The 23,645-nt window shown below is 43.3% G+C and carries 21 protein-coding genes; 17 read left to right on the top strand and 4 right to left on the bottom strand.

Features of this window, described 5'->3' with window-relative positions:
- Nucleotides 1-300: 300 nt before the first annotated feature.
- The gene (locus MKY63_RS25575; protein ID WP_076099162.1) at nucleotides 301-846 is read right to left on the bottom strand and encodes a TetR/AcrR family transcriptional regulator; all 546 of its coding nucleotides are present in this window, start codon (nucleotides 844-846) and stop codon (nucleotides 301-303) included.
- A 201-nt stretch (nucleotides 847-1,047) separates the two neighbouring features.
- Between MKY63_RS25575 and MKY63_RS25570 the strand changes: the two genes are divergently transcribed.
- The 3 genes from MKY63_RS25570 (at nucleotide 1,048) to MKY63_RS25560 (ending at nucleotide 3,134) form a co-directional block, all read left to right on the top strand.
- Nucleotides 1,048-2,031 carry an aldo/keto reductase gene (locus tag MKY63_RS25570; protein ID WP_076274540.1) on the top strand — a complete coding sequence of 328 codons (984 nt, stop codon included), beginning with the start codon at nucleotides 1,048-1,050 and terminating at the stop codon, nucleotides 2,029-2,031.
- A gap of 103 nt (nucleotides 2,032-2,134) precedes the next feature.
- Entirely contained in the window at nucleotides 2,135-2,722 is a 588-nt protein-coding gene (locus MKY63_RS25565; RefSeq protein WP_076274541.1) for an SDR family oxidoreductase, read from the top strand.
- A 49-nt stretch (nucleotides 2,723-2,771) separates the two neighbouring features.
- On the top strand, nucleotides 2,772-3,134 hold the full coding sequence (locus MKY63_RS25560) for a cyclophilin-like fold protein (protein ID WP_076272605.1): 363 nt from the start codon (nucleotides 2,772-2,774) through the stop codon (nucleotides 3,132-3,134).
- Nucleotides 3,135-3,234: 100 nt separating this feature from the next.
- On the opposite strand, the gene MKY63_RS25555 is transcribed toward MKY63_RS25560, so the two are convergent.
- Entirely contained in the window at nucleotides 3,235-3,783 is a 549-nt protein-coding gene (locus MKY63_RS25555; protein ID WP_076099158.1) for a TetR/AcrR family transcriptional regulator, read from the bottom strand.
- A gap of 270 nt (nucleotides 3,784-4,053) precedes the next feature.
- Between MKY63_RS25555 and MKY63_RS25550 the strand changes: the two genes are divergently transcribed.
- From MKY63_RS25550 to MKY63_RS25535, 4 genes are all read left to right on the top strand, one after another.
- A complete protein-coding gene (locus MKY63_RS25550; protein WP_076106613.1) occupies nucleotides 4,054-5,112 on the top strand; it encodes an NAD(P)-dependent alcohol dehydrogenase in 1,059 nt (352 codons plus the stop codon).
- A 205-nt stretch (nucleotides 5,113-5,317) separates the two neighbouring features.
- Nucleotides 5,318-6,076 (top strand): carboxymuconolactone decarboxylase family protein, encoded by a 759-nt coding sequence (locus tag MKY63_RS25545; protein ID WP_076273194.1) that lies wholly within the window; start codon nucleotides 5,318-5,320, stop codon nucleotides 6,074-6,076.
- 34 nt (nucleotides 6,077-6,110) lie between these two features.
- Nucleotides 6,111-6,947, top strand: a complete 837-nt coding sequence (locus MKY63_RS25540) for an SDR family oxidoreductase (RefSeq protein ID WP_076106615.1) — start codon at nucleotides 6,111-6,113, stop codon at nucleotides 6,945-6,947.
- 339 nt (nucleotides 6,948-7,286) lie between these two features.
- Complete coding sequence (locus tag MKY63_RS25535; protein ID WP_076106617.1) at nucleotides 7,287-8,267, top strand: aldo/keto reductase; 981 nt, start codon at nucleotides 7,287-7,289, stop codon at nucleotides 8,265-8,267.
- A 244-nt stretch (nucleotides 8,268-8,511) separates the two neighbouring features.
- Here MKY63_RS25535 and MKY63_RS25530 read toward each other — a convergent pair whose 3' ends face one another.
- Entirely contained in the window at nucleotides 8,512-9,162 is a 651-nt protein-coding gene (locus tag MKY63_RS25530) for a metalloregulator ArsR/SmtB family transcription factor (RefSeq protein ID WP_076106619.1), read from the bottom strand.
- 166 nt (nucleotides 9,163-9,328) lie between these two features.
- Here MKY63_RS25530 and MKY63_RS25525 point away from each other — a divergent pair, with 166 nt between their 5' ends.
- The 9 genes from MKY63_RS25525 (at nucleotide 9,329) to MKY63_RS25485 (ending at nucleotide 21,560) form a co-directional block, all read left to right on the top strand.
- A complete protein-coding gene (locus tag MKY63_RS25525; protein WP_076274542.1) occupies nucleotides 9,329-10,732 on the top strand; it encodes an MFS transporter in 1,404 nt (467 codons plus the stop codon).
- Between the two features lie 21 nt (nucleotides 10,733-10,753).
- Nucleotides 10,754-11,110 carry an iron-sulfur cluster assembly accessory protein gene (locus MKY63_RS25520; RefSeq protein WP_036677411.1) on the top strand — a complete coding sequence of 119 codons (357 nt, stop codon included), beginning with the start codon at nucleotides 10,754-10,756 and terminating at the stop codon, nucleotides 11,108-11,110.
- Between the two features lie 23 nt (nucleotides 11,111-11,133).
- A complete protein-coding gene (locus tag MKY63_RS25515; protein ID WP_076106624.1) occupies nucleotides 11,134-11,418 on the top strand; it encodes a hypothetical protein in 285 nt (94 codons plus the stop codon).
- 144 nt (nucleotides 11,419-11,562) lie between these two features.
- Nucleotides 11,563-12,369 carry an AraC family transcriptional regulator gene (locus MKY63_RS25510; protein ID WP_038571278.1) on the top strand — a complete coding sequence of 269 codons (807 nt, stop codon included), beginning with the start codon at nucleotides 11,563-11,565 and terminating at the stop codon, nucleotides 12,367-12,369.
- A gap of 208 nt (nucleotides 12,370-12,577) precedes the next feature.
- Complete coding sequence (locus tag MKY63_RS25505) at nucleotides 12,578-13,888, top strand: NtaA/DmoA family FMN-dependent monooxygenase (RefSeq protein ID WP_339810249.1); 1,311 nt, start codon at nucleotides 12,578-12,580, stop codon at nucleotides 13,886-13,888.
- A 25-nt stretch (nucleotides 13,889-13,913) separates the two neighbouring features.
- Nucleotides 13,914-14,963, top strand: a complete 1,050-nt coding sequence (locus tag MKY63_RS25500) for an NAD(P)/FAD-dependent oxidoreductase (protein ID WP_339810247.1) — start codon at nucleotides 13,914-13,916, stop codon at nucleotides 14,961-14,963.
- Between the two features lie 25 nt (nucleotides 14,964-14,988).
- Nucleotides 14,989-15,936: an ABC transporter substrate-binding protein gene (locus MKY63_RS25495; RefSeq protein ID WP_076213785.1), complete on the top strand. Its 948-nt coding sequence runs from the start codon at nucleotides 14,989-14,991 to the stop codon at nucleotides 15,934-15,936.
- Between the two features lie 133 nt (nucleotides 15,937-16,069).
- Nucleotides 16,070-17,989, top strand: a complete 1,920-nt coding sequence (locus tag MKY63_RS25490) for an AraC family transcriptional regulator (protein ID WP_076274544.1) — start codon at nucleotides 16,070-16,072, stop codon at nucleotides 17,987-17,989.
- A 274-nt stretch (nucleotides 17,990-18,263) separates the two neighbouring features.
- Nucleotides 18,264-21,560 (top strand): chitinase N-terminal domain-containing protein, encoded by a 3,297-nt coding sequence (locus MKY63_RS25485; protein ID WP_339810242.1) that lies wholly within the window; start codon nucleotides 18,264-18,266, stop codon nucleotides 21,558-21,560.
- A 135-nt stretch (nucleotides 21,561-21,695) separates the two neighbouring features.
- Here the strand turns inward: MKY63_RS25485 and MKY63_RS25480 are convergent, their stop codons facing one another.
- Nucleotides 21,696-22,400, bottom strand: a complete 705-nt coding sequence (locus MKY63_RS25480) for a hypothetical protein (RefSeq protein WP_076274546.1) — start codon at nucleotides 22,398-22,400, stop codon at nucleotides 21,696-21,698.
- A gap of 239 nt (nucleotides 22,401-22,639) precedes the next feature.
- Here MKY63_RS25480 and nikB point away from each other — a divergent pair, with 239 nt between their 5' ends.
- Nucleotides 22,640-23,578: a nickel ABC transporter permease gene (gene nikB, locus MKY63_RS25475; RefSeq protein ID WP_339810239.1), complete on the top strand. Its 939-nt coding sequence runs from the start codon at nucleotides 22,640-22,642 to the stop codon at nucleotides 23,576-23,578.
- The last annotated feature ends 67 nt before the right edge of the window (nucleotides 23,579-23,645 follow it).

Raw genomic sequence — 23,645 nt, 5'->3', positions numbered from 1 at the left:
TATTGGATGTACGCCATATTGAAAACTATAACAAACTCCGAATAATAGGAACCTATTCAAGTTACTCCAATTGCATCGTTTATATCTGAATATGATTTTTCAGGAAAAACCATCGTACCTTTTATTACTCATGTGGATATGGACCTGGACAGAGCTTTGAAATGATCAGAGAGCTTGTCCCGGAGGCAAAACGTCTTAGAAGGCTTTGATATAGAGTGTAATGAAGTGACAACTGCACAAGAAGCTGTATCTGAATGGCTACGTGAAATTGGGATAATTCATCCTTGTTTAAGATACTGACTATACAATCCTCTCTATCAATATTCCCACTTGTTTGGCCATTTCACGAGGTGGATAAGGCATTTCATTCTTAAACCACCATTCCACTACCTCTACATAAGCCGCTGCAATAAATCGAAGAATTACCTCTTCATTGAACCCCTCATTTTTCCCTTCTTCTATAGTCACTTCATCCTTTAAACCTTCCATGACAAATTCAAGGAATCTATTACGAAAAGAGAGGGCGCCTTGACTGGCTAACATCGTCGAGAAGAATAAATAATTGCTTTCTAGGTATTCAAACCAAATCAAACCTCCATCTATAAAATCCATTTCAACTGATGCATTACGTAGTTCTTCTAGTTCATTAATATGTTCTTCAATAAGCTTATCCAGCAGATCAAATTTATCTAGATAATGAAGGTAAATCGTTCTACGACTTACGTTTGCTTTGTCGGAAATATCCTGTATCGTAATCTGATTAAAGTTTTTTTCGGAAATAAGTTCAATAACCGCTTGTTTTATCGCTTCTTTAGATTTAAGTATTCTTCTATCTACTTTAGGCATATGAGGATCACTGCTTTCTATAAATATTAGCTATTTTGAATCAATCTGTGAACTAATGCACAAATATCGGTCAATTAGTAATTGTAGACCTTTAATATCTATATATAATAATACACAGATGTAACCTAACAGAGCAACTTTCAAGTTAATTTATACGGTACATCTAAAAAATATAACGAAATGAAAGTGAGGAACTATAGAATGGAATATGTAAAACTTGGAAATACAGGTTTGGATGTATCACGAATTTGTCTTGGAGGGATGAGTTTTGGTATAGGAGAACGAGGCGATTTTCCGTGGGCACTTAATGAAGAACGCAGTCGTCCTATGATTAGAAAAGCACTTGATGTAGGAATCAATTTTTTTGATACTGCGAACGTCTACTCGGGCGGAACGAGTGAAGAAATCATTGGACGGCTCCTAAAGGAGTATGGCAACCGGGATGAAATCGTCCTAGCATCTAAAGTTTTTTACCCAACGAGTGAAGGTCCAAATGGTAGTGGGCTTTCCCGCAAAGCTATTATGAGTGAAATTGATAAAACACTTAAGCGTCTAGGAACCGATTATGTCGATCTCTATTATACCCACCGTTGGGATTACAATACGCCTATAGAAGAGACTATGGAAGCTTTGCATGATGTCGTGAAGGCAGGTAAGGCTAGATATATTGGCGCTTCCACGATGTATGCTTGGCAGTTCTTAAAAGCACAACATGCTGCTGACCGTAATGGTTGGACCAAGTTTGTAGCTATGCAGGATCATTACAATCTCTTATACCGAGAAGAGGAGAGAGAGATGATGCCACTATGTAAGGAAAATAAAATCGCAGTAATGCCTTGGAGTCCGCTGGCTGCTGGAAGATTGGCAAGACCTTGGGGGGAAACGGACGAGCGTGCCAAAGTTGATGCAATCGCAACAGCGATATATTCCTCAACAGCTGATTCAGATCGACTAGTCGTTGAACATGTAGCCGAAGTTGCTGCAACAAGGGGGGTACCGATGTCACAAATCGCACTTGCTTGGTTGCTTCACAAGGAGCCCGTTACATCTACAATTGTTGGAACAACTGAAATCTCTCATATTGAAGACGCAGTAGCTGCACTTTCGATTAAGTTGACACCTGAAGAAATGGACTTATTGGAAGAATCTTATGTGCCACATCCAGTTCTGGGTATGACGTTCTAATCTAAGTTCGGGTATAAACGAGTCCTCAAAAGTAATGTTCGATACAGATTTGTTATTGATATGCCGAAGCTATAACTTTTAAAGATGAAAGGGAGTATTAATTATGACCAAAGTATTGATTCTTGGAGCAAACGGAGGAATTGCTGGTTATGCTATCGATTTATTCCTCAAAAAAACGGATGCTGAGTTAACGCTTTTCCTACGGAATGCTGGCAACCTAAGAAAACTTGATCCGTATCGCACTCGTGTCATTGAAGGCGATGTTATGGATATGGAAACATTAAAAAAAGCAATGGCAGGCCAAGACGTTGTCTATGCTAATCTAGCTGGCAACCTCGAAAAAATGGCTAAGAACATTGTAGAAGCTATGAATGCGAGCAGCGTAAAACGCCTAATTTTCATCAATTCTATGGGCATTTATGATGAAGTTCCAGGGGAGAAATATGGTAGCATTTTAAACCCATATCGAAAGTCAGCTCAAGTCATTGAGGCTTCAAATCTTGACTATACGATATTGCGACCCGCATGGTTTACCAATAAGAATGAAATCGACTATGAAACAACTCAGAAAGGCGAATTGTTTAAGGGGTCGGAAGTATCACGTAAGAGTGTTGCTGATTTAATTGTTAAATTAGCTGTAACGCCGGGATTGGAAGTCCGTAGTAGCTTGGGTGTGAATAAGCCTGAGTAAGTTTAGAATACGATGGGCTTCTGAATTCATCAGGAGAGTGGAGAGAGCAATGGGGAAGTCAATAAAATTAACTTTAGATGGAAAAGAATATACAGCAACATTAAACAGTAACCGTACAGTAGAAGATATACTAAATATGTTACCAATGGAATTAACCCTAGAACGATATGCAGGTCACGAATACTACAGTTCACTTCCTAACAAGCCATCAATTCAGGGAGTTCCTATGACTTCAGATGCACATGCAGGTGGCATATACTACTATGATGGCTGGAGTGCTTTTACAGTGCTTTTTGATGACGCACATATTGCTCCTTATGAGGTCGTGCATATCGGAGATGTAAATGAGGATGTCATCCTACCGTTATCCGTAGCGGGTGCTACTGTAAAGGCTAAAGTTGAGATAAACTAGTGAAAAATAAAATATTAAATATACTGTACGAAATCCGCGCCCAGCGCGGATTTTCTGTTTTATGGGTACAATCTTTGATTAAGCCAAGAACTTGCACCTATTACTCACAAATTCTATCCAACAAGGCCCCTAACTGTTCTGCTAATACTTGATGAGTTACAGGCCTTTTGTTCGTAAACCACCATTCAACTACGCCCACATACGAGGAAGCCACAAATCGTACGACAAGATCTTTATTTAGCCCTTCGTTTTTCCCCTTTGTGTTATCTACTTCATCTTTGAACTCTTCAATCAAAAATTCAAGGAACCGGTTGCGAAAGAAAGGCGCTCCTTTACTCGCTAACATCATGGAGAAAAAATCGTAATTACTTTCGAAGTATTCCGTCCAAATCAGAGACCCAGTTACAAAATCCAAATCAGCTGCCGCTTCGCATCTCTCCTGTAGCTCATTAATATGGTTTTCAATAAGTTTATCCAACAAATCGTATTTATCCATGTAGTGGAGGTAAATCGTCCCACGGCTGACATTTGCTTGATCCGAAAGATCTTGAATGGTTATATCATCAAAATTTTTCTCAGCCATTAGTTTAATTACTGCTGTTTTTAATGCTTCCTGGGTTTTAAGAATTCTTCTATCGACCTTAGTCATTTTGCCCACCGAACTTTCTTTATCATCATAAATATAGAGAAAATACATTTTTGTACTTGTTTTTAATTATTAACAAATGTTTATTATTTTTCAATATAAATCAGTAAATAATAAACAAATTCAATCATTCTATTTATTAATGCACAAATCACTTGAAATTGACAATAGACCTCAAATGCAAATCAATTATAATAATAGACATAAGTTCATTAAGATAATTATGAACATTAATTATGGAATTCATCTTTTATTAGAAAGGATTGTTGTAATATGTGTAACAATCATAACAACATTACTACTCGAGTACTATGTGTTCCAGCGGCAAAGACACCATTTGAACTAACAACCATAGAACGTAGAGATTTAAGGCCAGATGATGTTTTAATAGATATTAAATATTGTGGTATCTGCCATTCTGATATTCACAATGCTCATGATGATTTTGGCAGCGGAGTTTTCCCGATGGTTCCGGGTCATGAGATTGCAGGTGTTGTTACTGCTGTAGGTAGTAGTGTGACAAAATTCACTGCTGGCGATCGTGTTGGCGTAGGCTGCTTTGTTGACTCGTGCGGGGAATGTGACTTCTGTCTCAGAGGAGAAGAGCAGTTTTGTAAGAAAGGTGTCGTCGTCGTATTTAATTCTATAGATTACGACGGAAATCTAACATATGGTGGATATAGTCAGAAAATCGTTGTGAAAGATAAGTTTGTTGTACGTATTCCGGATGCCTTAGAACTGGATGTGGCAAGCCCACTGTTGTGTGCAGGCATTACCACTTACTCGCCTCTTAGACATTGGAACGCTGGACCAGGTAAGAAGGTTGCGATTGTGGGAATGGGAGGACTTGGTCATCTGGCAGTTCAGTTTGCCCATATGATGGGCACTGAAGTAACTGTCCTAAGTCATAATTTGAACAAAAAAGAAGAAGCCTTTGCATTTGGTGCAAATCACTATTATCGAACGAATGATCCCGCCACATTTACTGAGTTGGCAGGTCAATTTGATCTAATTTTAAACACAGTTTCTGCGAATATAGATGTCGATGCCTTTCTATCCATACTTAATGTGGACGGAGCATTAGTTAATTTGGGTCTGCCAAACAAACCAGATCAATACAATGTTTTTTCCTTATTTGCTGGGCGTCGGAGCATTACTGCATCAAACGTTGGTGGTATCAAAGAAACTCAAGAGATGCTCGACTTTTCGGCTGAGCACGGAATCGCTCCAATGATCGAAGTCATTCGTGCGGACCAAGTTGACGAGGCATATGAACATGTCCTTCGTGGTGATGTACGATATCGGTTTGTAATCGATATGTCTACATTGTAATTGTTTATTCTGATGAAGTATGGGTCAATCAAAGGATTGACTCATCTTTAGTTTATCTGTAACTTTCATACCGTTATTCGGGTAGATAAGTCGACTATGAAATAACCGAAAAAGATAAACTTTTAATAGGAATCGAGATCTCACGGAAAAGTATCTACAGAAAGCGATAAACCAGCTTTTATTAAATTAAGAGGAGGTTTGAATCATGAGAATAACGGAGGCAGCAAATAAGTACCATGAAAGAATGTTCCCGGGCTATGAATCCAAATTATTAACAACAGATCCAGAGTTTATTGAACGGTTCGATAACTTTGCTTTTGATGAAGTGGTAAATCAGGACGATTTGGATGATCGTACTCGTATGATGGTCATTCTGTCTGTTTTAATTGGGTGTCAAGGGATTGACGAGTTTAAAGCCATGCTTCCAGCAGCACTAAACTTTGGTGTTACTCCTGTGGAAGCGAAGGAAATTGTCTATCAGTCAGTGCCTTACCTTGGCATTGGAAGGGTATTTCCCTTTCTGCATGCGGTAAATGATATTTTGACTGCCGGAGGTGTGGAACTACCTTTACCTAGTCAGGCAACTACAACCACAGAGAATCGTTTAGAAGCAGGAATTCAAGCACAAGTAGAAATTTTTGGAGAAAGCATGGAACAATTCTGGAAATCCGGTCCGGAAGAGAGTCGACACATTAATCATTGGCTTGCTGCTAACTGCTTTGGCGATTACTATACCCGAAAAGGACTCGACTACAAACAAAGAGAGATGATTACATTCTGCTTTCTCTTTGCCCAGGGTGGGTGTGAACCTCAGTTAACCAGCCATGCGGCCGCCAATATCAGGCTTGGAAATGATAAGTCATTCCTGATCAAAATTATATCTCAATGCCTACCTTTCATAGGTTACCCGCGCAGTCTGAATGCTCTACGATGTGTGAATGAAGCAGCAGCGAAATCTAATTAAAAAAGAACGAAATAAAATTTTGGAGGAATTAATTATGAGTACATGGCTTATTACTGGTGTTAGTAGTGGCTTTGGTTATGAGATGACAAAACAGCTTCTTGAGAAGGGTGACAAGGTTATCGGAACTGCCCGTAACAAAAACAAGGTCGCCGAATTCATCGAGAATTATCCCGATACCTTCACTTGCGAGACACTGGATGTAACCGATGTTCCTGCTATTCATAAACTTGTTGACGGCTCTTTTGAGAAGTTTGGACATATCGACGTTATCGTAAGCAATGCAGGTTATGGCCTTTTCGGTGCAGCCGAGGAACTCTCAGACGCCGAGATTGATCATATCATCGCGACTAACCTAACTGGATCCATCCAGCTAATTCGGTCATCTCTGCCGCATCTGCGTGTTCAGGGTGGCGGGCGAATTATTCAGATCTCCTCCTATGGTGGGCAGGTTGCCTTTCCAGGTAATTCAATGTACCATGCCACCAAATTTGGTATTGAGGGATTTTGCGAATCGGTCGCTCAAGAGGTTGCACCGTTTAACATTGGTATTACATTGGTTGAGCCAGGAGGCGCCCGTACCGAGTTTCGATATGGCAGTGCACAGGTAGCGAACCTGATGCCAGAATACGATGAAAATCCGGCGCACAGCTTCTTGAATATGCTCGACCCTTCCAATGGACTAGCTCCCGGTGATCCAGTGCGTATGGTTTCCCGAATCATTGAGAGCGTTGATCAAGAACCTGCGCCAATGAGAATGGTACTCGGTTCTCAAGCACTGGCAAACACCGTTTCGACCTTGAAAGCCCGTATTGCTGACTACGAGACGCAGACTGAACTGGCCGCTTCAACTGACTTTTCTGCGGGAGAATAAGAGGATAACAGTACCATTTTTCCGTTAGGGGAAAAAGTTAAAGCAAACTTTACGGGTGATGCTTATTTGCAAATGGTGTTTACAGATCCTACTCCACTTAATACTGCAATTGGAAATGTAACCTTTGCTCCAGGTGCTCGCAATAATTGGCACGCTCATCACGTTGGACAAGTTCTGTTAATTACTGGCGGCAACGGGTGGTATCAAGAAGAAGGAAAATCTGCCCAATTACTTAAAACAGGTGACTCCAGGGGAAACAGAATGGTTTGAAGCTGTCGATGATGAATGGTTTGAACAACTGTAGAAATTAATCTATATAAATAGAAGGAGGTTTACATTGTGGAATATATTAAATTTGGAAATACAGGTATGGATGTCTCTCGGATTTGCCTAGGCTGTATGAGCTTTGGAGATGTGCAGCCAGAAGGGCATCAATGGGTGCTTAATGAGGAGAACAGCCGTCCTATTATAAAAAGAGCGCTGGACCTCGGCATCAACTTTTTTGATACAGCGAATATCTATGCAAGTGGAACCAGTGAAGAGATTATAGGACGAGCTCTAAAGGATTATGCAAATCGGGATGAAATTGTCCTCGCAACAAAGGTTTGGGGGCGCATGCATCAAGGTCCAAACGGTGCTGGGCTTTCCCGAAAAGCTATAATGAGCGAGATAGATAAAAGTCTAAAGAGACTAGGGACCGATTATGTAGATCTCTATATCACCCATCGTTGGGATTACAACACGCCAATTGAAGAAACCATGGAAGCTATGCATGATGTGGTGAAGTCTGGAAAGGCCAGATATATCGGTGCTTCTGCTATGTATGCATGGCAATTTCAAAAAGCAATACATGTGGCTGAGAAAAATGGATGGACTCGTTTTGTATCCATGCAAAATCACCTGAATCTCATCTACCGCGAAGAGGAAAGGGAGATGATGCCACTTTGTAAGGACCAAAAAATTGCGGTGACTCCCTATAGTCCATTAGCATCTGGAAGACTGATTCGCGACTGGTCGGAAACCACGCAACGATCCGAAACAGATCTAATTCAAAAAGCAAAATATGATTCTACTATTGATGCAGATCGATTGATCATTGAGCGAGTGGCGTCAATTGCAGAGAAGCGCGGTGTACCCCGTATTCATATTGCGCTTGCATGGCTGCTGCAAAAAGAATCTGTAGCTGCTCCTATTGTAGGTGCTACGAAAATTTCTCAACTCGAAGATTCAGTAGAAGCTCTATCTGTGAAATTAACCTCTGAAGAAATTTCATCACTAGAAGAACTATATGTTCCGCATTCTATAGTGGGAGCTCAGTGAACCTATTTTTTCTGAATAAGGGATATCGTAGTTAAATTGAGGAAGAAATGAAATGGAATATGTAACATTAAATAACGGGGTAAAGTTAAACTAAAACAACCCACAGCCAAGATCATTTTTATTATAAATCTTGGCTGTGGGTTGTTATCTATTTGTAATGAATATTATGATAATGGTTCATATCGCTAGTCATTGGATGCTCATGTGTGACATGGCAGGCGTTTGGAAAGTGCCACAGCAATTGTCAGATTCTAACCGTATATACACAGTTTCTTCCTCCCGCTAATATGTACTCCCCCCGTTCAATATGAACATTATTACCTAGAACAGTTTTAAATAGATGTAACTCATTTTTGCATAACCCGGTACATACAGCAGCAGCTTCACAGATCGGGCAATGTTTCTCAATGAATAAAAGACTGCCATCATCCTGCTCCTTAACCTCGGCCATATAGCCTTCATTTGTTCGAATCTCGGCCAGTTTCTCCAGCTTCCCTCTAACGTCTGCTGTATCACCAAGTTGCTGAAGATATTGTTCTTGCATATTTTTATTTCGAACAGCCAGCAGCTTGTCCAGCCCCTCGTTTCCGAAAGCTTCTTTCATGGAATGGATCAGACTGACGGATAAATCCGAATATCCGCTTGGAAAAAACCGATCGGCCGCGGGGGTTAAGATCCATAGCTTGGTGGGCCGCCCCATGGGACGGGCCTCTTCTTTATTAGTAACCAGCCCTTCTTCTTTCAGCGCATTCAAATGTTGACGAATAGCCATTCCAGATAGCGAAAACTGCGAGGAGAGTGCCATAACATCCATTCCCCCTTGCTGCTTTAACAGATCAATGATCGCTCTTCGGGTCTTGGTTGAGACATCCTTTTTGGTTTGATTTCGGCTCAAGGTGCACCTCCTTTTGAAGCAACTAAATCTACATCACAGACTACATTTTAAACAAAAATGTTGACAAAGTCAAAGCTGAACTGTAGCTTAGACATTATAAACAAAATTGTTTACTAAGTGTCCGGATACGATGTATACATACCAATTTTCTTGGAGGTCACATTTCATGTCGTCTAATCATCAAAGTATTTTCAGCCCACGTTATTTTGCACTATCCATAGGTATTATTCTGTCAGTGATGGCCGTTGGATTCGAAGGTCTGTCAGTAACCACCATTGCCCCTTCAATTGCTGGAGATTTGAAAGGCCTTAGCCTGTTTGGCTGGATATTCAGTACTTATCTGCTTGCGCAGATTATCGGAACTCTGGTCGTCGGTCGAATCATAGATAGAAGAGGACCTGCAGTACCGTTCACTATCGCACTACTTTTGTTTATCGTTGGGTTGATCGCTGCCGCAACATCAGGCGATATGTATACCATGATAGGATCACGGGCCATGCAGGGTTTGGGTGCCGGAGCTATGATGACTTGTGTGTACACAGCAATATCCTTAAGCTACCCGGATGAATTACGCGCCAAAATACTAGGAGCATTTGGTACGGCCTATGTTCTTCCGTCCATGCTCGGTCCATACGTTGCAGGTCTTATCGCAGATCAGTGGTCCTGGCGGTTTGTTTTCTGGGGAATATTACCGATCCTGATAATTTCAGCGCTGCTTAGTTTACCTGCGTTCACGAAATTAAAAACACCGAAGACACAAGGGGATATCGGAGCTTCATCGACTTGGATGGCTTTACTGTTAACGATGGGTACAGGGATTTTCTTGGTTGGTCTAAGCATGCTTCCGAGTATTATGGGATTTGTTTTAGTCCTTATCGGCTTAGTACTGATGATATTTCCGCTCCGCAAACTGCTGCCGAAGGGAACTCTTACGCTTCGAAGAGGCATGCCAGCTATTCTGGCAACACGTGGGCTGTTCTTCGCTGCCTATACCAGCACACAGAATTTCTTGGTATTGGCTCTAATCGATGTGAAGGGAATAACGCCTTCTCAGGCCGGATTGATTGTAGCGAGTGCTGCGTTGAGTTGGTGCGTCATAGCGTATCTGCAAGGACGGTGGGATTCGGCAGATCAGGGGCGTGGACGGCATACGCGAATTATTCTGGGTGTATTGCTGCTTGCCATAGGGATTACTATCGTATTTTGGATACCCGTGGTGACCGTTACCGTTGCAGTTTTTGGACAGATCATCGCTGGAATCGGCATTGGATTGGCGCATCCGATTAGCGGTGTTGTGGCGTTTTCTCAGACAAGAGAAGGAGGTGTCGGCAACACCTCGGCAAATCTGCAATTTGCGGATTCTTTTACACCCGGTGTAGTTATCGGGATCGGCGGTTCCATTCTTGTGGTTTGTCAGGCTGGCGGAATGTCACTCCAATCCGGATTAATTGTAGCAATGGGTTTCCATCTCTTGTTGATTGTAATGAGTTTATTTGCGAGCACTCGGATCTCACCAGTAGCTGAACAGATAGGAACGGGTATCCAATCTTTAGGTTTGAAAAACAAATAAACGAAGGAGGAGTTCACAATGATCATCGAGGTCAGTGATAAGGCATCAGAAAAAATCGCCGAAATCTTATTAAGTGCGAATATCCGAAATCCATTCCTTAGAGTGGGTGTTGATGAAGGGGGATGCAGTGGATTATCCTATACCCTAGTCGTAGATGAACAGCAGGCAGAAGAGGATATTGTATTAAATAAAAAGGATTTTAGTATATTGGTTCACCCGAATAGTATTCCTTATATTGACGGTCTTGAAATTGACTATGAAGAGAGTGGAATGGTAGGCGGATTCACTATGAATAACCCTAATGCAAAAGCTTCATGTGGATGCGGAGCCAGTTTCAGAATGGCCAATTATCGTGGCGAAATAAAAAAATGTGATTGAACAGCAGAAAGGAGAGAAGAGGAATGATATCATTTGCAGTATCCGAAAAAGCATTGGATTCATTTAAGAATGAATGGGGTTTGGAAGAGGACCAATATGTAAGAATTTATGCAAAATATGCCGGTGGAGGCTCAAATGCCTTCACTGTTGGAATTAATGCAAGTGCTACACCGATCGATCCCGCATGGGTTCAATCCATTGGCGGATTTCATTTCTTTGTTGAAAAAACTGATGTTTGGATTTTACAGGATGAACTTCTTCAAATTGATTGTAATGAAAACGGCATATTTTCAACCAAAATCTCCTGAGCATCTTCTTGGGTACAATGTACATTAGAATATCTACTACACTTCTAGCAATTTCGCACACTATTGTCTATACTGTTTTAAATAAATATCAGAATTGGATCTGATCTTAAAAGAAGCATGGTGCTAGGAAGCAGGTGCAGAACATTGATAAATTTGGACAAATTAGCAAAGGCATTTACTAAAGGTGTCTATGAAATAGAAGATAGAAGCCGCTTAGTCATCCAGCCCAAAAGCTTATTAAGTGAATTCACCACCGTTAAGCATGGATTTCTATTTATCATTCGCGGGGGAGCCAGAATACGTGTGAATGGAACGGTATATGAATTACGGCCAGGATCAGTTTTTCATGCTGCTCCGGGCATGCAGATGGATTCACAGGTTATAGGACAATCTGAGCTCGAGTATTACTCACTTTTTTATAAATTGGATATGCCGGAAGAAATGAATAGTACTCACGAATTTGACTCTCATTTCAAGCTGGAGCCGGGAGCGAATCTAAAGATTATTGAATTACTAATTATGCTCCATCAGAATGCCCATCCATCCGGAGAAATTGGGAAGCTGCGTATCAAGGAGTTGTTCTTAAGCCTGATGCATCAGGTTCTGATTGCGTGCAGTTACAGAGAGAACGATAGTTCTCCGAATCAAAGAATGGTAGACGAAGCTCTTGCGTATATTAAACTTCATTATATGAATTCACTTACACTCGGTGAGTTAGCGGAACAGCATGCAATGAGTGCCAACCGCTTCTCTTACCTCTTTCATAAATATACGGGACTACGACCAATCGACTATGTCGTTAATTATCGTTTGGAACGGGCCTGTGAATTACTCAAAGCAGGTAATTTTCCTATCCGCGAGATTGCTGACCGTGTTGGTTATGACAATCCACTATATTTCAGCCGATTATTCAAAAAGAAATTCGGTGTTTCTCCCTCTGCTTATAAATAATGTACATAATGAGCTTCTTTTACTTGAACTACGTCTGCAGCTACTGGTGATAAGCCAGAAGTGCAGACTTTTTTTATTTAGATTAAATAATGATGCATGCTGGATTTGAGATTTGTACATTTGAATTTATTTAAATTTTTGATAAACTCACCTTTGTAACTGAGAATCATTATCAGTAAATTGATTTATAAATGAAAGGCTGGTAGATATGACAGAAAAAAGACCAAGACAATTATGTATTGGCCTGTCCTTAAATGCAACCTGGATGAAAGGAGACGGCTGGCGACACCCGGATAGCGGAGTAGAGAAGATGGAGTCTATTGATTACTATATTAATTTGGCAAAAATGGCTGAGAATTCAAAGCTCGATTTTCTTTTCAGGGCTGATTATCTGTATGTTAGCCCGCAGATGTTAGGAGACTCCTCAAATTTCGGCAGCCCCGACCCTGCATTGTTTTTTGCAGCGATAGCTCGTGAAACCGAGCGGATCGGACTGGTAACGACGATTTCCACTACTTTTAATCCGCCGTATGTTGTTGCAAGGCAGCTGCAGTCCTTACACTGGCTGAGCAATGGACGCGCCGGCTGGAATATTGTCACTTCTATTGAAGGCGCCGATAATTTCAGCGCCTCACCCATGCCGTCACCGGAAGAGAGATATGCCATGGCTATGGAGTTCACGGATGTTGTATGCAAGCTTTGGGAGAGTTTTCCGAATGAAGCGATTGTTATCGACCGTCAGTCAGGTATGTTTTCGGATAAGGATAAAGTGACTGCCATTAATCATTCCGGGGAATTTTTCAGTGTAAAAGGGCCGCTTACTTTGCCTGCTCACAAGTCAGGAACGCCGCCGCTATTCCAAGCTGGGGCTTCGGATATTGGACGGAATTTCGCCTCATCTGTAGCTGATGCTATTTTTGCCGCAATGCCGGATATCGAATCGGGAGTGGAACTAAGGAATGATCTGAGAAGAAGAGCGGCTGAGCAGGGCCGTGATCCGGATGCTATCAAAGTTTTGCCGGGCTTATATTTTTTCCTGGCCGATACGCGCGAAGAAGCACTTGAATTACATAAGGCTGCACATGCGAATTTAAGCCTTGAACGCAGACATGCTTCGCTTAAATCGGTGCTGGGTCTTGATTTAAGCGGTTATCCCTTAGATAAGCGAGTAACTGCCGATATGTTACCCGATTCCAGTCAGGCCGTCCGCAGCCGGACTCATGCTGAGTTGTTACGGCGGTATATTATTAAAAATCAGCCTACAGTGAAAGAAATCTTGGACAGGCCGGAGGTTGTCGGATCTGCACATTGGGTATCTGTCGGGACAGTCGAGGATGTGCTGAACGATATTATTGAACGGTTTGAAGCGGGGGCTATAGATGGCTTCATCGCCCTGCCAGGCGGTTCGGAACAATCTATGGAGCTGTTTTTTGAGAAGTTGGTACCGCAGCTGGTTGAAAGAGACTTATTCCGGAGCGAATATACGGGTAGCACTTTCCGTGAGCATTTAGGGATTTAAAAAAGAGAAATGAGGCGATTGAACGATGCATGAAGAGGAATTGTTTGATGTTACGATTATTGGCGGCGGTCCGGCTGGATTATTTGCTGCATTTTATAGCGGACTCCGTGAAATGAAAACCAAAATTATAGAATTCCAACCTGTGCTTGGCGGCAAAGTGCATGTCTATCCGGAAAAGATGATCTGGGACGTGGGAGGCTTACAGCCTATTCTTGGCTCGCAGCTTATTGAACAAATGGTTGGTCAAGGGATGACTTTCCAACCGGAGGTTGCCTTTAATGAAAAGGTCACATCCATCTCGCAAGATGAAGCAGGTTACTTTATTTTACACACGGCCGCAAACCGGAAGCATTTCACTAAAACTGTCATATTGGCCATTGGAGGAGGCATTCTGAAGCCGGTCAAGCTCGAAATCAAGGGTGCCGAAAGATTCGAAATCACAAATTTGCATTATACGGTGAAGTCACTTGCCCGCTTTAAAGAGAAGACTGTCCTAATATCGGGAGGCGGTCATTCTGCTGTAGACTGGGCGAATGAACTGGCTCCGATTGCCAAAAAGGTGTTTCTGACGTACCGGAAAGAGAACTTAAAGGGGCATGAAGCCGATATTTCACGCTTGGCAAACAATGGCGTAGAGTGCTTGTTAAATACTTCAATCGAAAAGTTGATTGCCACACCGGATCACGAAAGAATAGGGACTGTACTGCTGAAAAGTAATGACAACGGAGAGGCATTTGAGCTGTCTGTCGATGAGGTCATCATTAATCACGGTTATGAGCGCGACAAAGAACTGCTGGTGAACAGTGAAATTAAAATGGATCTGTGGGAACATCAGATTTCAGGATCAGTAACGAGCGGGACATCCGTGCCGGGTATTTATGCGGCAGGTGATGTTCTACACCATGATGGGAAACTGCACCTGATCGCGGGGGCATTCCAGGATGCTGCCAATGCGGTAAACCAAGCCAAACAATACATCACACCGGAGGCAAATTCGTCCGGGATGGTGTCTTCACATAATGACCTGTTCACGCAGAAAAACCGTGATTTAATGAAGCATTTATACAGACAGTAATGATAACAACTCAAGGGGGAGCCAAATGAAAAGACTATATGGATGGATTGCATCCTTAATTATACTTGCAGGATTACTGGCTGGATGTTCCGAAACTTCAGTCACGCCTACACCGGAAGCCGGCAAGATCGATGAAGCGGGATGGCCAAGAACAATTGCGGATGCCAGCGACAATGGAGTGGTGCTTAAGACACGTCCTGAGCGTATAGCGGTTTTGCATCCCTTGTATTTAGATTACTTTTTTGCTCTAGATACGCCTCCAATCGCATCAACCAATGCAGCGGAAGCGATGAAGGATTTTGCTACTTTACAGCCTTATGCTGGAACTGCTGAAATTATTGATTTGGGCAGCAGCAATGCGAACCTGGAAATGATCATGGATGCAAAGCCAGATGTGATTGTAACCTTCAAGGGTTCTGTTGATAGCAATTATGAAGAGTTGAATAAGATTGCACCAGTCATCTTAATTGACTACACCGATACCTGGGAAAAAACGGCCATGCTGTGTGCTCAGATTGTTGGTAAAGAGACATTAGCGGAACAAGCCATTAAGGAAACCCAAGAAATGATTGCAAAAACAAAAGAACAGTTAAGTAGTCTTGAGAATAAAACATTTGCTTTACTACGGGTCGACGGAAAAGCCAATTTTAATGCTCAAGGCTCTAAAAACACGATGTACTACAATCAAACTGTAGGCTTTGGGTTGTTGCCACCAAAGGGATATCCTGAAGAGGGAGGGGCACTTTCTCTGGAGGGAATATACAGCATGAATCCAGATTATATTATTATCCAGCATGATATGGATATCGCAAAGGCAGCCATCAAGGACAAGGAAACTTCGAACGTGTGGAACTCACTGGAAGCAGTGAAAAACAATCATGTACTTATCTTTGATAACTCACTCAATAGCGCAAGTATCCTGGCTGTCCGTTTGGCTGCAGATCATTTTCTGCAATTGGCGTCTGAACAATAAAATTATATTACAAAATCCGATTGCACCTTTTAGGGCAATCGGATTTTTGTTATTAAGTTAAATATCTTGACTGTTATTGATAATGGTTATCATTTATGATGAGTATTAGACAGATAACGGAGGGGTAGTCATTATGCACAAAAGCAATCAAATATTGCTTTGGGACCAAGCGACGGTCAAGTTATTGGATGTGCGCCGTATTGAAAGGGTTCGGGGCGAAATTCTTCATAAATATAAGATTCCTGCCAGTATATTTTTACTTTCGGTACAAGGGAGCGCTCAAGTTCAATTAGATCAGTCTGAATTTTCTTTTACAGGATTTCAAGTCCTGCATAGCGGGAAAGGAGCGACCCTTAATATTGTTCCGACAAGCAAGAATTTTGTTTACTATATCATTTATTACCGTGCATGGATGCAAGAGGAGGATCTGTTCCAAACACAATATTGTTTTTCCCCAGATGCACCCATTTTACTTTATAACAAAATGCAATTGATGTATCAAAAATGGAACGAGCAAGAAGAGAGACTCAATGTAAAATCACTTTTTTATCAATTCATTCATCAGGTTTTAAAAGAATTACATAGAAAAGAGACTGAAGTGAAACAAACAAGTGTTGCAGTCCAGGTAATCACCTATATCCAGGAGTACTATGCGGAGCCAATTACATTAGATTCGCTTGCGGAAGTATTTAATTTCAGTGCTTATCATTTGTCATCCTTGTTTAAAGAGCACACAGGTATGAGTCCGATTGATTACTTAATTCGGTTTCGGCTTGAACTTGCAACGGAGCTTTTAATGACAACAGATGCTTCGGTCGGGGAAATATCAGCAAGTGTTGGTTATAAAGACGTATATTATTTCAGCCGAATTTTCAAGAAAAGAAAAGGTGTATCCCCTGCACATTTTAGAACAAGAGAGTTTCAGCGGCCTAAAGTTGCTGAAAGTCCATTAAACTTCCCCACATCCTCTATTTTTGAACCCATCGTTGAACAGTATATTAATAATGATAATCATTATCATAATACAGAAAAAGGGGAATTACCTATGTTTAAAATGACAAAATCTCAGACGACGGCAGCTTTACTGCTTTGCAGTTCTCTATTATTAGGTGCTTGCTCAAGCGGGACGGGTACTGCTACGAAGGAACAAAGTAATGGGAATGGAACCGTAAATCAAGCAACATCAGAAGAAAGTACGAACACTCGAATAGTATCAACGCCTAAGGGAGATGTGGAAGTACCAGCAGAGCCGAAAAGAGTGGCGGCTGACCAATATATGGGGCATTTATTGAAATTAGGAATTATACCCATCGGAGCAAGAACGTTTATGCTGGATGAAGGGTGGATGGAAAAAGCGGACATACCCAAAGAAACGATCGAGAAAATTGAGGATTTAGGGGATTTTCCTTTAAATTTGGAAAAATTAACGATGCTAGATCCGGACTTAATTATCGGTTCGATCGATGAGAACATAGAACAATATGAGAAAATTGGGACCACTGTTTTTCTGCCTTATTGGGAGGGGTTAAAGACAGCAGGGCCGCTTGATAAATTTAGGAGTGTAAGCAAAATATTCGGAAAAGAAAAAGAAGCAGAAGAATGGATTACGGAATATGAACTGAAAGTAGCTGAAGCAAAGTCGAAACTTGCCGGGGTTATCAAGGAAGGGGAAACCGTTTCAATTGTTCAGTTTTCACAAAAGGCCGTGTACGTCTTAGCGGCAAAGGGAGGAAATTATGGTTCTTCCACTATATACAATATGCTGAAGCTGCCTCCAACAGAAAGTGCCAAAAATATGGCGGAGGGGTTTGAATCCATTTCACTTGAAGTGCTTCCAGAATACTTAGGTGATTATGTTTTTGTATATAATGGCGATGCGGATGCAACCAATAAAGCAATGGAAAGTAACATATGGAAAGGCATCCCTGCAGTGAAAAATGGCAAAGTTTATTTGTATGGCGATAATTATCATGATGAATTCGTAATGGAGGACCCTTTTTCATTAGAGCTTCAGCTTGATACGATTGTGAATTTGTTACTTGGTTATCAGTAACTTAGGAGAGAGCGAAACGGAGCATTTATCCGTTTCGCTTTTTTTGTACTAATATCCAGATAGCCCAATCCTTCATCATGAGCCTCAGCAACTGTGACTTTTTTCATAATACCCTTTCTATATTCGACCCGTTTTATAGGCCAAAAGTATAATTTTTACAGCAGTTTACATAAATCTATCTTTTTTTTAATTGTTTTGAGATAGGATAGTAGATGTCAAGCAGGTGGGTATTTATGGTAATTACTCACCGGACTATTTCTTGAGGAGGAAGGGTATGAAGGAGAAGAATTCAGTTTGGAAAAAGAGGCTGATGAACAGCACTCTAGCTGTGGCGGTGGCCGTACCACTTCAGCTGTTCACGTTCGGAGCCGGTTCGGCGGTATTCGCAGAAGGACCAAACGATCCTGCACCGTACATTGAGGCCAAAGTGGTCAATGAGCATGCAGGCCAGAAGATCCTGTTTGACAACACCCATGAGCAGACTGCGGGAGCAGCCGATTGGGTGATTGACGGCGCTTTTTCAGACTTTGGGAATGCCCTTGCCCAGGAAGGCTATTATGTCAAAGAACTCCGCAAGACGACTCCAATTACTTTGAGTGATCTTTCCGATTATGATGTCTACATCGTCGCCGAATCCAACGTGCCCTACAAAGCAAGCGAGCAGCTTGCGATGGCAGAATATGTGGAGGATGGCGGCAGTATTTTCTTCATCGGCGACCATTATAACGCCGACCGCAACAAAAACCGCTGGGATGGTTCTGAAGCTTTCAACGGCTACCGCCGTGGAGCGTGGGACAATCCAGCCAAAGGCATGAATGCCGATGAGGTCGCTTCTGCAGCCATGCAGGGTGTGGTTAGCTCTGACTGGCTGGCGGACGAGTTCGGTGTCCGTTTCCGCTACAATGCGCTTGGCGACATTAACGCAACCAACATCGTGGCTCCCGATCAAGCCTTCGGCATTACAACGGGCGTATCGGCGGTAGCTATGCATGCCGGTTCCACGCTGGCCATTCTAGACCCAGCCCGTGCGAAAGGTATCGTCTACCTGCCGCAAACCAATGCTGCCTGGGCCAATGCCGTAGACCAGGGGGTCTATAACGGCGGCGGTGTGGCAGAAGGTCCTTATGTGGCAGTTGCGAAAAAAGGCGCCGGCAAGGCAGCCTTCATCGGTGACTCATCTCCTGTAGAGGATGCAACACCGAAATACCTGCGCGAAGATACCGGCACCAAGAAAACAACTTACGATGGCTTCAAGGAAGTGGACGATGCCACACTGCTGGTTAACACCGTCAACTGGCTCGCTGAGCAGGAGAGTTATACGGATTTCACCCAGGTGAATGGCCTGATGCTAGATCAGCCTACAGCACTGCTGCCTTTCGAGGAGCCAGCGCTGTCCACTGAGCCGCAGCCGGAGCCTTGGGCTCAACCTAATGCTGGCTACAAATGGTATGATCGCAGCACCTTCAAAGCAGGCTCCTACGGCGGACCGGCAGCCACTGCAAGTGCGGTTTATAACTTCACGCACCAGGCTGTGCTGCCAAATGCACAGAATTTTCAGATTCGGGTGAGTGCAGATAATCTTCCAGCAGGCACAAGCGTTTCCGGCTTCCAGGTAGGTGTCTACCAGGTAAGCAGCGGCGCCCAAATCGCCAAGATTCAGAACAGCGACGGCACCTGGCCAAGCAGCTACGGCTATAGCTCCTCATTCAATCTGACGGCTGATCAGAACGGTCATGCCTACAAGGACCTGACGATTCAGATCAAGCCGGGCACCACAGCTGCATCCAATCTGCGCCTCCGCCAGAACAGTACAAACCTCAAGACTGAATCGGTGACGCTGGGCAATGTTCCTGCTGAACCGCTTCCGGCTGAGGAAGATCCCATTCCGGCTGCAATCTCTATCGGCGATTCCCGGTCTAAGGCAGCCGGATCACTGGTAACGGTGGAGGGGACCGTGACGACCGAGCCGGGTATCTTTGGCGGACAGTCCTTCTATCTCCAAGATGGAACCGGTGGGGTTTATGTCTTCCAGAGTCAGAGCGGCTTCCACGTGGGCGATAAGGTCAAGGTAACAGCGTCCACCGCACTGTACAACACAGAGCTGGAGCTGACCGAAGCAGTACAAATTGCGAAGACGGGCACGGCGGCACTGCCGCAGCCGATTGCGGCGAACATGGTGAATGATGCCAACCAAGGCCAATTGGTTCAACTGAACGGTGTGACAGTGGCGAACATTATCAACGCTACGCCAAGCGGCTCCTTTGAATTCGACGCAGTCAACGCCGACGGGACAAGCAATCATGTGCGCGTGGATGCCCGGACAGGCATTACTAAGGATATCTTCCCTTATACTGAGGGACAAAAACTTAATATCACAGGTGTTGCCGCAATTTTTAAAGGCATCTACCAGCTCAAGCCGAGAAGCCTCGATGACTTCGCCGCAGCAGAAGAAGAGGGGGCTCCGGTGACAACGGCGACGCTGTCTGCCGAGCCTAATGCTTCCGGCTGGTTTAACCAGCCGGTCACCGTTACCCTGAAGGTTAATACAGATACAGCTAATATTTATTACTCGCTTAACGGCAACAAGGAAGCTGAGTACAGTACACCTGTGGACCTGAAGGAAGACGGGCGGCATACATTGACATACCATGCTGTGCCGGGAAAAGGCAAAGCGGAAGATCCCAAGATGTTGAACCTCAATATTGATACGGCTCCACCGGTTGCCGAACTGAAGGAATCCGGCCATGAGGTGAGAGATGTAGAAGAAGGAGCGCAGCTTTACTTTGAATTGACTGCTGACGATGTATTGTCAGGTGTCACCTCGAAACAGCTTCTATTAGATGGGAAAACGATTGCCGAGGGCCAGACCCTGAGCGCCGCCGATTTAGGGGCCGGCTCCCACACCGTGAAATACACCGTGCAGGATGCGGCCAGCAATACGACTGAAAAGAGCTATACTTTCCAGGTTATTGGCGGCCAGGTGATTGCGACTGGTAAGCCAGGACAGGCTGATCTTTCCTCCAACAGCAGCTATGCTAATGGACTTAGTGATGGTAACTATACGGTCACCATGAACCTATGGTGGGGTAATAACGGCACGAGCTACAAACTCTATGAGAACGGCACACTGATTGATTCTAAGACACTGAAGGATGTATCGCCGGCTGCCCAGACGGCAAGCACAGAGCTTCATGGCAAGGTGAACGGCACTTATGTATACACTGCGGAGTTAACCAACAAATATGGCACGACCAAGATCGATTCGCTTACGGTCACCATAAGTGACTCTGCGCCGGGCAAGCCGATTCTGTCCGAAGATAACTGGGACGGAGATGGCACCTATAAGGTGTCGATGAATCTTTGGTGGGGAACTAACGCTACAGAGTACCGCCTATATGAGAACGGGGAGCTCATCGACTCACAGCCGCTGAATGCCCATACACCTTCGGCGCAAAGTGCAGCAACCACCATCAGCGGACGCACTGCCGGTGTGTACGAATATCGGGCGGAGCTGGTCAACGCGGCGGGAGTAACTGCCAGTGATACGATCAAGGTAACGGTCATCCGCTAAACTGAATGGCAGTAACAATAACAGTAAAAACGAAGAGCGCCGGATTCCAGGCCGCTCTTCGTTTTTTACATTACCATTAGTTCATTGTGCCTCGCAAAAAGCTCTGGTTCGCACCAGGGCTGCAAATCATATGGATTATAGGCCGCTATCATCGGTAGTTTCGTAACCATAGTCGAAGGTCTCGATAGTACCATCATCATATTGAAGTGTGAGCTGGTCAATAATAATCGTATGTATTGTATTCTGATATGTAAAATCACTGAAAATAAATAAAGTATCATTGGGCTCAACCGGCCCCACATATTTAAGCGAAAAGCTGCTCTTGCCGTTCAGCTGATCATTGGAAGGATCGCCTACTGGATTAAACGTGCTGATGTGGGCTGTGTAATAATTGATCCTTTTACCGGTTAAGTTGTCAGCTTCCCAGGTCAGCTTAACAGCATCGGCAGAGTTCGTACTATACTTGAATTCTAATGGCGCACCAATCCCTTGCCCGGATGGGGTATCTGCTGCTGGCAGATCTTCAGCTTCATCATCGGCGGGTCCGGTATCATCGTCCGAAGGCATATCTTCCAAGACAACGGCTTCCGGGGAAGGTGAAGATTCAGTAGGATCTGATTCAGTAGGATCTGATTCAATAGAATTGGACCCAGTAGTGTTGGATTCAGCAGCAATAGCAGCTTTATCTGCGGTACTAGGTGGTATTTCTTCGATAACGGGATTACTTGCCACATTCTGCCCATTCAAGCGTGTTTCAACGCTAGGGGCCACGTAAATTCCTAAAAGAAAAGCTATCATGATGGATAAAACATAGATGAGGACTAAATTGAACCGATTCAAATACACACTTCCTTTATTGTTATTTTTAATATGAACCTACTTATAATGACATGATTATTAAGGATTTGACAATATTATTGCAAAAAAAAGTTGCGACTGTGCAGAGGCCAAATGTTTAAAGATCAACTCATTTAATATGGGTTGATTTTTTTATGTCCTACATGAAATAAATCAAATTAAGACTATTAATTTAAAAAGATTATGCTATAATCGTAATTATTACGATTAAGATCTTGGAGTTGAATGCCATCAATCGATACTTGTTGCAACGCTTATTGCAGCTCATCCCCGTGCTGCTCGGTATCTCTTGCATTACCTTTGCGCTGATGCACTTAACGCCAGGTGATCCAGCGGAGATCATGCTGCGTGCTGACGGCATTAAACCCACGCAGGAAGCTATTGAGGTGACCAGACATGCACTTGGTCTGGATGGTCCTGTACATAAGCAATATTTTCATTGGTTGAACCGGGTGTCCCATCTCGATTTAGGCCTATCTTACAGCAGCGGTCGTCCAGTATTCACAGAGCTAATGAGTCGCTTTCCGGCAACTATACTGCTCAGTGCCTGTTCCGTATTGTCCGCTATTCTTATTGCCTTGCCTATAGGAGTGGGATCTGCACTATATCCGGGTAAATTGCTTGATCGACTGGGAAGAGTATGTGCACTGCTCAGTGTTTCAATGCCGGGATACTGGCTAAGTCTGCTCCTAATTTATTATGGTGCGGTGAAGTTTAAGCTATTTCCTGTGATGGGAATGGATGGGGTATCCAGTGTCATTCTACCTGCCCTCACACTAGGATTTGGAATGGCAGGAGTCTACATCCGCTTGATTCGTTCCAGTCTTCTAGACGTTTTGGGCAAGCGGTACATCACAGCAGCTAGAGCTAAGGGGCTGCAGGAATGGAGAATAATCATTCGGCATGTACTTCGTAATGCGCTTCTTCCGAGTCTTACCCTCCTTGGAGTTAACATAGCGGGGCTATTGGGCGGTTCCGTTATTGTTGAAACTATATTTTCTTGGCCGGGAATCGGTAAGTATGCCATTGAGGCGATTTTTGCGAAAGACTATATTGTCATTCAGGGTTACGTATTATGGATGGCTGTTGTCGTTGTCCTGATTAACTTGACAGTGGATTTATTACATCTGCTGCTGGATCCGCGAATCAGGCTGCGGTGACGATTTAGAAGGAGCGGATTGTCATATTTCGTATTAGCTTATTTAAGAATGAGGGAGCAAGGTTAGG

It is taken from the genome of Paenibacillus sp. FSL R7-0189 (assembly GCF_037969925.1).
Lineage (GTDB): Bacteria > Bacillota > Bacilli > Paenibacillales > Paenibacillaceae > Paenibacillus_AQ > Paenibacillus_AQ odorifer.
Note: the sequence above shows the minus strand (reverse complement) of the source record. Positions and strands in the feature narration are given on the sequence as shown.

What these genes read in the sequence shown, in the direction of transcription:
- MKY63_RS25575 (WP_076099162.1), bottom strand. Translation starts at nt 846, where the DNA reads ATGCCTAAAGTAGATAGAAGAATACTTAAATCTAAAGAAGCGATAAAA.
- MKY63_RS25570 (WP_076274540.1), top strand. Translation starts at nt 1,048, where the DNA reads ATGGAATATGTAAAACTTGGAAATACAGGTTTGGATGTATCACGAATT.
- MKY63_RS25565 (WP_076274541.1), top strand. Translation starts at nt 2,135, where the DNA reads ATGACCAAAGTATTGATTCTTGGAGCAAACGGAGGAATTGCTGGTTAT.
- MKY63_RS25560 (WP_076272605.1), top strand. Translation starts at nt 2,772, where the DNA reads ATGGGGAAGTCAATAAAATTAACTTTAGATGGAAAAGAATATACAGCA.
- MKY63_RS25555 (WP_076099158.1), bottom strand. Translation starts at nt 3,783, where the DNA reads ATGACTAAGGTCGATAGAAGAATTCTTAAAACCCAGGAAGCATTAAAA.
- MKY63_RS25550 (WP_076106613.1), top strand. Translation starts at nt 4,054, where the DNA reads ATGTGTAACAATCATAACAACATTACTACTCGAGTACTATGTGTTCCA.
- MKY63_RS25545 (WP_076273194.1), top strand. Translation starts at nt 5,318, where the DNA reads ATGAGAATAACGGAGGCAGCAAATAAGTACCATGAAAGAATGTTCCCG.
- MKY63_RS25540 (WP_076106615.1), top strand. Translation starts at nt 6,111, where the DNA reads ATGAGTACATGGCTTATTACTGGTGTTAGTAGTGGCTTTGGTTATGAG.
- MKY63_RS25525 (WP_076274542.1), top strand. Translation starts at nt 9,329, where the DNA reads ATGTCGTCTAATCATCAAAGTATTTTCAGCCCACGTTATTTTGCACTA.
- MKY63_RS25515 (WP_076106624.1), top strand. Translation starts at nt 11,134, where the DNA reads ATGATATCATTTGCAGTATCCGAAAAAGCATTGGATTCATTTAAGAAT.
- MKY63_RS25505 (WP_339810249.1), top strand. Translation starts at nt 12,578, where the DNA reads ATGACAGAAAAAAGACCAAGACAATTATGTATTGGCCTGTCCTTAAAT.
- MKY63_RS25500 (WP_339810247.1), top strand. Translation starts at nt 13,914, where the DNA reads ATGCATGAAGAGGAATTGTTTGATGTTACGATTATTGGCGGCGGTCCG.
- MKY63_RS25495 (WP_076213785.1), top strand. Translation starts at nt 14,989, where the DNA reads ATGAAAAGACTATATGGATGGATTGCATCCTTAATTATACTTGCAGGA.
- MKY63_RS25490 (WP_076274544.1), top strand. Translation starts at nt 16,070, where the DNA reads ATGCACAAAAGCAATCAAATATTGCTTTGGGACCAAGCGACGGTCAAG.
- MKY63_RS25485 (WP_339810242.1), top strand. Translation starts at nt 18,264, where the DNA reads ATGAAGGAGAAGAATTCAGTTTGGAAAAAGAGGCTGATGAACAGCACT.